An 8,885-nucleotide genomic window follows, 5' to 3' on the forward strand; every position below is an offset into this window, starting at 1 on the left:
ATGCCGGCCGGCAGACCCGCGACCGTGCTGAGACGTGCCGTATTGCCGGGTAGCGCCGCGGCACGCGCACTCGCGGCGAGCCGGTCGCAGCGGGCCTGTTCGGCGCTAAACGGGATTGAGCCGAAGATAGGCAACTGGAAGCGGCGCTCGACAAACTCCGGATCCGCAATGCCGGTGAAAAAGCGTTGCCGGCAGAACGCGAACAGAATGCCGGCAATGACGCCGAGAACTACGGATGCCGAAACGATCAGCGACGACTTTGGCTTGACCGGGAAGGAGGGCAGCAACGCCTCATCGATGATATGCACATTGCCGATCGTTCCGGCCCGTGAAATTGACAGCTCCTGAATCTTGTTGAGCAAAGCAACGTAAATTTCCTCGGACACTTTTGCATCACGTTGCAGAGAGAGCGCCTGACGTTCGGATCCTGGCAGGGTCTTGAAGTGCTCTTCAAAACTATCCTTCTGGGTCGACATTGCGGCGAGCTGTGCATCGACAGTTCGCAACTCGGGGCTGTCTTCTGTGAAACGCGTGAGCAGTTGTGCACGAACGACGCGCAACGCCGCGATCTGTTTCTCGTATTCGATGCCGCCGGCTAGATAGACACTCGCTTCCTGAGTCGGCTGGTACGCGCCGCTGCGGGACTGGTATTCGGACAACGCGGTTTCGGCGCGTTGGACTTCGTCGCGCAGACGCGGCATTTCGCTATTGAGGAAGGACAGCATGCGGCTCGCCTCTTCCTGGGCACGCTCCTGGCGGTGCTTCAGATACGACGCCGCGACGGCGTTGGTGATGGCGGTGATCATGTGCGGATCGGAGCCCATATAGGAGAGCTGCACGATACCGGTGTCCGCGCCCCGCTCTCCCACCTGCAGGCCACCAGCGAGACCGGATACGGCGTCGAGTTCATTGAAGCGCATCACGTAGAACTCGGTTTGCGGCCGCGCCACAAGCTTCGTGACCAGGATGTTCACACCGTTCTTCGATGCCCGTTGACCGACGACGCCCGTGAGCATCACCATGCCGTATTGATCCGCCAACTGATAGCGGCCGTTGCCGAGTGCTTTAAGGGTAAGTTGCGAACCCTCGAGATCCTTGGGTACCTGAATCGAGTCGACTGCGAATTCTTCGCCTCCCCAGGCATACGAACGCATGCCGAACAGCGCGCCGAGTGGATGGCCGTGGTGTGCCAGGAGCGAAGTGATCTTGCCGAGGTAGGGCATCGTCTTCGGCCACGCACCAAAATTCAGTTTGAACTGTTCGACGACCGGCTCGACGACGGCGCGGCTCTTGATGATCTCGATCTCCGCTTCGGTATGCATGCCGCCCGAGGGCGTCAGCGCAGCGAGCGCCTGAGATCCCGAGCCGGTACTGCCGGCGTTCGATTCGACCTGAATCAGGGCGTCGGCGGAATAGACCCGAGTGGCGAATTTCGCATAGACCATCGCGGCCATGATCACGCATGCGGTGATGCCGACCACCCACCAGATCTGATCGATGATCATGCGCGCGAGATTGCGCATGACCGCGTCTTCGTCATTCCCCGATACCGGTACGTCTTCCAACATATCGTAGTTATTCATTTTCCTACTCCGTTTTCAAGCATCAGGGAGTCAGTTGTTAAATGCCTTATAGAAGAACAAGGTGTTCAAAGCTGGCGTAATCGTGTCCAACAGGCGGTTAAAGCGTGCGGAGTTGGCGACCTGAACGTAGACGACGTCCTTTGGCTGCAGTTCGAACTTCGTCATGAGCAGCACCGCATCCACCTGCGTCATGTCCAGCTTGAACACTTCTGGCGAGAGTGTTTTGTCCGCCCCGCGAATGACATAGATCATGTGGGGGTCGCTGGATTTGGGATCGAGACCGCTCGCGCCTGTGATGGCGTCAGCGAGTGTCAGGCGACCGCGATTCATTGGCAGGGAGATCGGTCTGCCAACCTCGCCAAGCACGAACACGCGGCTGTTCGAGCGGTCCGGCACATCGATGATGTCGCCGTCCTGCAGCAGGACGTTCTGTTGCTGATCACCGGTTTCGAGCAAGGAGGCCACGTCGACCGTATAGCGCTTACCGTTGCGCGTTACGCCAACGTTTTGCAGATCCGCATCGGGCAGAGCGCCCCCCGCCCGGTTGATCGCATCGAGGATCGTCAGTGGTACGTCGGTGATCGACTCGGCGGCAGGGGTGCGGACGTTGCCGGTCGCCTGCACCGATTGGCTGTTAAAGCCCGAGATGCGCACGTCGAGTTGCGGATCGCGGATGGTCTTCGCGAGTCCACTGGTCAGAAGCTTCTGGATATGCTGCGCATCCAGGCCAACAACCTTGATCCGGCCGACCCGCGGAAAGAAGATTGTGCCGTCATTTGCCACACGCACCACCAGCCCGCCTTCGGCTGAGGCCGCGCCTGCGGCCATCGCGGCGCCCCCTGCGGCAGTGCCGGTGTTGCCCTGCGCGGAAGAAGGCAGCGGTGTCGCTCCGGCCCCTCCCGATCCACCGCTCGTCAGTTCAGGATGGTCCCAGACAATGATGGTCAGTTGATCATTGATTCCGGCCTTGTAGTCGTAGTCCGCGCGCGTCGTTCGATCGAAGCACGTGAGCGGGCAGGTCGCCGGAACAACCTTGGCACGCTCTTCCGCGAAGTAGGTAATGTCGATCGGCTTGACCGTGTATTTCATCTGGGCGACCGTCGGCTGCGCCGTCTGGTCGAGCCGGTCGGTGTCGAGATAGGGTCCCGGCGCCACCGAACAGGCGCATAGTGATGTGATCGCCAAACAGGCGAGCAGTGTTCTGGTTTTCATGATGTATATGGTCCTTGCGTTACATGGCACGCTGGATGTTTCATCAACGCATCGCTGCCTGCCATGCCCCGTGCATGGCACATAACCCAACCCACCATTTCCGCAGCGCGAGCGCAAACCCGTCGCCATTCAATGCAAGCAGGATCGCGCGAACGAGCCCCGGGTCCGCGCGGTTGCCGATCAGCATGGAATAGGTGACGAACGCCCACCTGCCCGAAGTCGACAGGTGCTCGCACATGATGAGACGGAGGTTGAACGATGCGTTGTAAAACGCCTTGTCGTTAAAAACATGTCGCTGGTCTTCGTCGCCACGTCGCGCTGGATAGTGTTCCACCAGCAGCGTGGGATCGTAGACGAGGGTCCAGCCGCGACGACCCACGTCGAGGCTGAATGCCATTTCGCAATGCACCTGCGCACCACTGCCAAGCAGCCGCGGATCGAAGCGCAACGTGCCGACCGCTTCGCGGCGAAACGCCATGTTGACGGCTTTCAGCACATCGACCTCTCGCGCTGGGCCGTAGCCAATGTGATGATTGCCCACCGGCCGGCCGTACCAGCTCACGAGTCCGACAGCAGCCTTCTGTCCTTCCAGGATGCCGCCGTTCTCATGCACGATGTCACGGCCGCCCAGGCCGCCAAGCGCATGATCGCGCTCGAACGCCAGCGCAATACGCTCGATCCAGTCGGGATGCGGCGCGGCATCGTCGTCGGTAAAGCAGATGACTTCGCCGGTCGCACTGTCGAGGCCACGGTTGTACGCGGCGACGACGCCCGGTGTGTTGACGAGCGCGACGCGCAGCGCAAAAGAGGAGGGCAGTGTCTGATGATGCTTGAGCCAGGCACGCGTCGGCTGGTCGTCGCCACGCGCGATGACGATTACCTCGTCGGCGCGGCGACACTGTGCAGCGAGCGCAGCGATGCACCGCTCGAGATCAGCGGTACGCCGGTAAGTCGGCACGATCACCGATACTTTCACAATCGAATCCCCGTCACGCGAACTTAATATGCATTGCGGCCGACAAAGCCGCGGAAGATGGTGATGCCCACGATCCGCATGTCGAACCAGAACGACCAGTTGTGGATATAAAAGAGATCGAACTTGACACGCGTTTCCATCTTTTCGACTTTCGTCGTGGTTCCGCGATATCCGTTCACCTGTGCCCAGCCGGTGATCCCCGGCTTGATGCGATAGCGATACATGTAGCCGTAAACCTGATCCTTGTAGAGGTCGTCGTGTTCGACCGCATGCGGGCGTGGACCGACCACCGACATCTGTCCGAGCAGCACGTTGAAGAACTGCGGCAACTCATCAAGGCTCGTGCGGCGAATGAACGCGCCGACCTTCGTTACGCGGGCGTCGCGTCGGGCGGCGGGTGTCACTTGCCCTTGCGCTTCGTGATGCACGGACATCGAGCGAAACTTGTAAATGCGAAACGGGTGCCCGTCGATGCCCTTACGCTCCTGCGTAAAGAACACCGGTCCCGGCGAAGTCAGCTTGATTGCGGCGGCAACAAGGCCGAACAGAGGCGCAAGCAGGATCAGCGCGACGAGTGCGAAGAGCCGGTCGAAAATCAGCTTGGGCCACATCTGCACCGGCGAAATCGGCGTGGCGCTCAGGTTGATCGTTGCAATACCGAACACATCGCCCAGCGCGTGATTGAAGAGCGACAGACTACGTACGTCAGGAATGAAACGCAGATTGACGAAGTCGTGCTGGAAGGCGCGTTTGAAGCGATAGATCGTGTGTTCCTCGGAGAGCGGCAACGCCAGCCACACTTCGTTGATGTGTTCAGCCCGCACCCGCGCAACGAATGCATCCATGTCAACCAGAACCGGCAGGCGTCCTGCACGGCCGTCGATGGCGCCGTACACCTGGGCGTTCGTATCGAACAGGCAGACCGGCTTGAAACCCGCTTGCGGGGTGCGATCGAGATGCGCGATCAACATGCGCGAGAAGCCAGGTGCCCCGGCAATCGCCACCGTGCGATAGTTCAGCCCGCGCCGGCGCGCCATGCGCAGCGCAACATGAGCGCCAAACTTGGTGACCACGATCAGAGCGCCGGAGATCAGCGTCGAGTAGCCGAACCAGAGGCGCGACAGTTCATCCATGCGGTGAAGCGTAAATACGAGTACGAGGCTCGTCGCCGAAACGGCGAACCATGCCATGACAACGCGACCGAGCATGAGCGGCAAAGCCCTGCTGCGCCAGGTTTCGTAAAATCCGAACGCCGGGAAGAGCAGCAGGACCAGCACACAGTTGAACGCTATCAGCAGCCGCTCGTTGTCGGCCAGCTGATATCCGCTCGGGAAACGCATCGCATGGGCGATCAGCGCTCCCGCAATCACGAAGAGTGCGTCGAGGCAGCGCGCAGTGTTCTTGAACATGGTTGCGCTCTAGCTGCTGACCGCTTCTGCCTCGCGAAGACGCGGCAGCAACCGGTCGAACTCACGCTTGACGAGACCGTAGCACTCGCATGCGCGCGCTTCGAGCCCCTTGCGATCGAGCACGCGAATGTGGCCGCGGCTGTGATGGATCAGACCGTCGCTGTGCAACTTTCCCGCGGCCTCTGTGACCCCCTCGCGACGTACGCCCAGCATGTCGGCAATCAACTGTTGCGTGACCGTGAGTTCGTCCGAGGCAACCCGGTCGAGTTCGATCAGGAGCCACCGGCACAGTTGCCGGCTCAACGAGTGATGCCGGTTGCATGCAGCGGTCTGCGCCACTTGCGTGAGCAGTGCGTGCATGTAGAGCATCATCAGACGGCGGATGAAGTCGGAGCGCGCAAAATGTTGCTTGAGGGCCTGCGCGGTCATCCGGTAGGCGAAGCCTGCGGATTGCACCTGGACACGGTTCGGCATGGTTTCGCCGCCAGTGAGGACGGGTACGCCGGTCATGCCTTCGCGGCCCACAGCGGCGATTTCGACTGAGCCGCCGTCTTCCATCGTGTACAGCATGGAGATGATCGCGGTGGTCGGAAAATAGACGTGGTGGATGCGTTGGCCCGAATCGCAAAGCAGTTGTTCGGTACGCAGATGAACCAGTTCAAGATGAGGGGCGAGTGCTTGCCACTCATGGGAAGGCAATGCACCAAGCAAATGATTGCCGTGCAGATCGGATTGAAGAGTCAACATGATCGGTCCTCGCGTGAAGCCGCGTATTGCGCGACTTCTTGTTTTTCGTCCAGTCCTGCATCCCTGCTAACTACCGCCTGGCGAGCGGTCAGGAGTGCGCAGTACCAGCCCCGTATAGCCTGGTGCGGCTGCTTCGTTTTATCCCCGTCGGCAGCGCGCTGTGTGTTGCGACTCTCATTTAGCGAAGAGCGTGCCAGTAGGACCAGAAATGAGCACTGGTGCGGCGCAGCGAAGGGTTCGACTTTGTTTCGCTCGCGGAAAGCGGAGTTTTTGTTTCAATTATGTACATCGCCATACTTCGGCCAGACTTACCGTAAGGTGTTTGTTGTTTGTTTTAAGTCATTGATCTGACGGGATAAAGTGCCTGCTCCACAGGCCTTGCGAGGCCCCGTCTCAAGCCTGAGACGCCTGTTGGGGCGGGATTGCGCGGTCCCGTCCGAAGTGAGGCAAAAATGATTCAGATGTGTTCCAGCGTCTACGTGCGGCAACGCACCGAGTCCATTTTTGGCGGGCTAAAAACGCGCTTTGCGACGCCATGCGAGTCGCCGTCAATTGCGATGAAGATGAGCGTGGGCGCGCCTTTCGACGCAATGAGAGGGGACCTTGCGCGGTTTAACCGTAGAAGACAGGTGCGCTAGCGTTGATCGCACGCACCTCGCCGGCAGGCGCGGCACTTGTATCGTTCACGTTGCGCGGCAGAAGTGCGACGGTAGTGGGCCGGTTGGGCGGCAGATGAAACCAGTCCTGGCGGGCGCGATAGTTGGCATCGGCGATATGGACGAAACGCGCAAAACGCTGGGCTTCGATCACCAGTTGCCAACCTTCTGGCGAAGCCTGCGGCGTGACGCGCAGGCCAAGATCATGACGCTCTAGTGCATGCCGCTCGGGCAAATGGAAAGATTCAGAAAGGACTTCGCCGCTCGCTATATCGCGCAACGTCACGACGGTGACATCATGCGCACGTGGGCCGAAGCGGTACGCATAGGTGAAATCGAAGAACTGGCCTAGGCAGTCCGCCGCGCTCAAGCGTTGCGTGCTGCGTGGTGCAAGTTCGACACGGCGGGTCGCCGATGCGGCGGCCACCGAACCGTCGCGCAACGCGACAAGTTCAAGTTGCGCCTGCAACGGGGTTGCCGTTTCATTGATCAGATGCAGATCGAGCCCGTTAAGGCCTTCGTCTGTGATGACCACCTGTACGGGTTGGAGCGTGCGCGCGAGGCCGTGGAGGGCGCTTTTAGGCCTTCCCATGGCATCGACGAGGCCCCAGCCTGCGCCGGCTCGCAGATCCTGAAACTGCCACACGAGCGCACCGCCGCACAGCGAGCCCGCGCGGCGCCACTCGGCGAACACGTCGCTCATCAATTCGGCCACCACGGCGCGCGACAGCGCCAGATAGCGCTGCGGATCCTCATAGCGCATGCGGGCCGGCTCGATGCCGTACAGGGTGCGCAGGTAGTGGTCGCGCACGTCGTCGAAGTCCCAGCCCGAACCGCCGTCGCGCGGCACCGCGGCCTTCCAGCGCGGATCGTGAGCGTGAATGGTCCCGAGCCCTTCGTGAAGCGTGTCGTCGTCGGGTACGTTGGCAAACGCCAGGCATTCAGCGGCGAAACGCACTTCGGCGCGGCGCACGTCGTCGAGCGGCCGTTGATACGCGCCCACGCCGTAGTAATGGGTAATGCCGGTGCGGGTCGAAAACGGCCAGACGCCACCGGATGGCGAGTTGCTCACGTAGGGCACGTCCGGCCGCTCGCGCTCGACCATCGCCGGCAATTGCTGCGTGAAAAGCGCCTGTTCACGCATGGATTCGGGCAGGCCGAACATCGCGGCCTGCTGATCGACTTCACTGCCGCCGCACAGGACGCTTAGCGATGCGAAACGCCGGGTACGGGCGAGAAACTGGCTTGCTTCAAGCTCTACGGACGCGGTAAAGGCCGCGTCGGTTGGATAATCGAAATTGGCGAACGCGAAGTCCTGCCAGATCAGCATGCCGTATTCGTCCGCGAGTCGGTAGAAACTGTCCGACTCGTAGACCATGGTGCCGCCGACTCGCAGCATGTTCATGCCGGCATCGCGCGCCAGCGCGAAGGCATGCGCGAGCTGGGCGGGCGTGCCGGCTAGCGTGGCCAGGTCGGCGCTGGTCCAGCAGGCGCCGCGGCAGAACACGGGTGTGCCGTTAATACGTAGTGCAAAGCCGGCGCCGTCCGCGCCGTGATCAACCTCGATGCTGCGAAAACCCACCGGGTCGAGTTCGAAGCGCTCGCCTGCGAGTTCGAGTGCCAGCGCATGCCGCTGCGGTATGCCATGCGTATGCGGCCACCAGCGCGCCACCTGTGGCAAGCGCAGCGAGCCGCTCAGCGTATGGGCATCGGACCACTGTAGAGACGAACGAACCTGCTCGCAATTTAATGCTGCAGGGGTATCCATATGCTGCGGATGAACGAAGGTAAACGTTGCGTGGACGATACCCTCATCGCCATCCAGTTCGGTTTTGATGTCGATCGTATCGAAGGCATATGGCGCATCGCCCAGCAGTTCGACCGGACGCCAGGGTCCGACCGCCTGCACCGCAGGACACCAGCCCGGCATATGGCCGAGCAGGGTGGTGCGTACATTACGCAGCGTCGGTGGGGAGACGAGCCGTGGCCGCCAGCGCGCCCGTGAGCGGCGTGCGGCGAGCGCCGGATTGAGCGAACGGAAACAAAGCGCAAGGGTGGCCTGACCGTTGAGTTCGATTTCGACATCATGCGTGACGAACATCGAGTCGGACGTGAGCAGCATGCGCTCGTCGAGCCAGACCTCTGCAAGTGTCGCGAGGCCGTGCAGGCGCAAGCGTCGCATGCCGTGACCGCTTAGCGTCAGGCGATACCAGTGATCGTCGAAAGCGAATGGTGGGGGATGGTTGGGGTCGAGCTTGCCCGCCGCGCGCCAGGCGCCGGCGATGGTGCCCGGCACCTGAGC

General features: G+C 61.2%; 6 protein-coding genes. All 6 read right to left on the reverse strand.

Features of this window, described 5'->3' with window-relative positions; genetic code table 11:
• On the reverse strand, nt 1-1,583 hold a 1,583-nt coding region (locus tag WCA85_RS16500), incomplete at its 3' end, for a GNVR domain-containing protein (protein ID WP_424065632.1).
• Nucleotides 1,584-1,613: 30 nt separating this feature from the next.
• Nucleotides 1,614-2,795 (reverse strand): polysaccharide biosynthesis/export family protein, encoded by a 1,182-nt coding sequence (locus WCA85_RS16505; protein ID WP_424065634.1) that lies wholly within the window; start codon nt 2,793-2,795, stop codon nt 1,614-1,616.
• A gap of 43 nt (nt 2,796-2,838) precedes the next feature.
• Entirely contained in the window at nt 2,839-3,771 is a 933-nt protein-coding gene (locus WCA85_RS16510) for a glycosyltransferase family 2 protein (RefSeq protein WP_424065636.1), read from the reverse strand.
• Between the two features lie 23 nt (nt 3,772-3,794).
• Entirely contained in the window at nt 3,795-5,180 is a 1,386-nt protein-coding gene (locus WCA85_RS16515; RefSeq protein WP_424065638.1) for an undecaprenyl-phosphate glucose phosphotransferase, read from the reverse strand.
• Nucleotides 5,181-5,189: 9 nt separating this feature from the next.
• Nucleotides 5,190-5,927: a Crp/Fnr family transcriptional regulator gene (locus WCA85_RS16520; RefSeq protein WP_424065640.1), complete on the reverse strand. Its 738-nt coding sequence runs from the start codon at nt 5,925-5,927 to the stop codon at nt 5,190-5,192.
• A 612-nt stretch (nt 5,928-6,539) separates the two neighbouring features.
• Nucleotides 6,540-8,885: glycosyl hydrolase 2 galactose-binding domain-containing protein (locus WCA85_RS16525; RefSeq protein ID WP_424065641.1), on the reverse strand; the 2,346-nt coding region annotated here is incomplete at its 5' end.

The organism is Paraburkholderia sp. (assembly GCF_049581445.1).
Taxonomy (GTDB): Bacteria; Pseudomonadota; Gammaproteobacteria; order Burkholderiales; family Burkholderiaceae; genus Paraburkholderia.

What these genes read in the sequence shown, in the direction of transcription:
- WCA85_RS16505 (WP_424065634.1), bottom strand. Translation starts at nt 2,795, where the DNA reads ATGAAAACCAGAACACTGCTCGCCTGTTTGGCGATCACATCACTATGC.
- WCA85_RS16515 (WP_424065638.1), bottom strand. Translation starts at nt 5,180, where the DNA reads ATGTTCAAGAACACTGCGCGCTGCCTCGACGCACTCTTCGTGATTGCG.
- WCA85_RS16520 (WP_424065640.1), bottom strand. Translation starts at nt 5,927, where the DNA reads ATGTTGACTCTTCAATCCGATCTGCACGGCAATCATTTGCTTGGTGCA.